Raw genomic sequence first — 1,995 nt, 5'->3', positions numbered from 1 at the left:
CGATATACCGGAGTGCGATGCTTTTTCTGTCGAGCCGGAGCGGCAGGTCTGCATCTGGTACATAGACTTCTTCTTCCCGTTTTGCAATCGCGATGACCGGCTGGCCGGTCACCCCCAGACCGGCAAGCGCCCCGCGTGCCGAGGAAAGCTGTCCCCTGCCGCCATCGATGATCACCAGATCCGGGAACGGGGCGTGCTCATCGAGGAGCCGTGTATACCGTCGTTTTACAACCTCTGCGATGGACGCAAAATCATCGATCCCTTCGACGGTCTTGATCTTAAACCGCCGGTAGTTACTTTTGTCAGGCTTTCCGTCCCGGAACTGCACCATCGACCCGACCATTGAGGTGCCGGAGAGATGCGAGATATCGAAACACTCGATCACGGAGGGAGGTCGTGCCATGTGAAGGGCAGTGCCGAGCTCGGCTCCTTTCAGCGTGTCGCGGAAGAATGCGATCTCGAGGTTCTTTTGTGCGAGTTCGAGCAGTTGCCGTTTCTCCCCCCGTTGCGGGACGATGATCCCGACGCGTTTTCCTTTTTTAATCGAAAGAAAATCTGCGAGTGCAGGGTCAGTTTCGTGCCCGAGGATCAGTTCCTGCGGGGGTTCCCGGTCCGAGTAATACTGGACGAGGAATTCCTCGAAAAAGTCTTCCCCGGCCTCGAATACGAACTCCTCCTTGTTCGCGAGCGATCCGCGTTCGACGTTAAATGCCGTGAGGTAGACCTTCCCGTCTGTTATCTGGTACGCGATCACGTCCTGGTCGTACTCGCGCCGGTGCTCCACGTGCTGACGGTCGGCAAGGTGCCCGATGGCCGTAATCTCGTTCCGCAACACGAGCGCCCGCTCGAAATCCTCTGCGGACGAGCGTGCCGCCATCTCAGTTTTGAGTTCATCGAGCAGTTCGTGAGATTTGCCCCCCAGAAGGAGGGCAGCTTTCTTCACGTTCTTTCCGTACTCTTCCAAGCTCACGGTGCCGGTGCAGGGGGCGCAGCAGGACTGCATGTGGCGCCGGAGACAGGGACGCTTCGGGAGTTTTTTGCAGGTCCTCAGGTGAAATGCCCTTTTTGCCACGTTAAGCACGTAGTCGCGCTCCGCGGCTGAGACAAACGGCCCGAAGAATGTGCCGCTTCCCGACGCACGGCGGGCAACCACGAGCCGCGGGTATTCTTCGCCGGTCAGCTCGATCCACGCGTAGCGTTTTGCATCTTTTAAATCGATGTTATACTTCGGCTGGTGTTTTTTTATGAGCGTGTTTTCGAGAAGGAAAGCTTCGGTCTCGGTATCCGTGACGACAACATCGACCGACGCGATATGGGTGACCAGGCTCTTTGTCTTTGGGTCGTGATCTTTTTTGGTAAAATAACTCGACACCCGTTTTCTGATGTTCTTTGCCTTCCCGACATAGATGATCGTCCCAGCTTCGTCGGAATAGAGATAACATCCGGGATTTTCGGGAAGGTTCGCGGTGTCGATCATGGATCAAAAGAGTATCCGGGTGCAGGCTCATTAAGCGTTGGGGATGGGGTAATGCGAATATGAGAAACCCGGTACCGGAGTTTTAAGATTTCAGTCGGCCGGTTCGCTGCAGAACGTCCTGATCGCGTCGAGAAAGACCGGGCCGTATTTCTCCTGTTTGATCTGCCCGACCCCCGGGATCGTCGCGAAATGCGCCCGGTCGCACGGACGGGCGCGTGCCATCTCCCTCAGGCTCCGGTCCGCGAATACGACATACGGGGGCACCCCTCTCTCCCGGGCAAGGGACGTCCTGACCGCTTTAAGCCGCTGGAAGAGTTCAGCCTCCGCTTCGCGGGCATCCCCATCGACTACATCACCGGCTTCCGGTGCTGTGGTCGGGGTGGTCGATAATGCATCGCGCTCCTGTACCGGGAGCCGGACCCGGCAGGTCCCGGCGAGCAGCCCGCTGCTTTTCGCACCAAGAGCAATGACCGGATATTTGTCACCGGTTCGTGCGAGATATCCCTGCCGGACGAGAT

2 protein-coding genes are annotated in these 1,995 nt (G+C 57.6%); both read right to left on the bottom strand.

From position 1 onward, the window contains the following. Window positions 1-1,477: excinuclease ABC subunit UvrC (gene uvrC, locus WCE46_RS05710; protein ID WP_424732739.1), on the bottom strand; the 1,477-nt coding region annotated here is incomplete at its 3' end. A 90-nt stretch (window positions 1,478-1,567) separates the two neighbouring features. After that, window positions 1,568-1,995: HRDC domain-containing protein (locus WCE46_RS05705; protein ID WP_424732738.1), on the bottom strand; the 428-nt coding region annotated here is incomplete at its 5' end.

It is taken from the genome of Methanoregula sp., from assembly GCF_049690535.1.
In the GTDB taxonomy this organism is placed as follows: Archaea; Halobacteriota; Methanomicrobia; order Methanomicrobiales; family Methanospirillaceae; genus Methanoregula.
The sequence above is the reverse complement of the archived record's forward strand: the minus strand, read 5'-3'. Positions and strand labels throughout refer to the sequence as shown.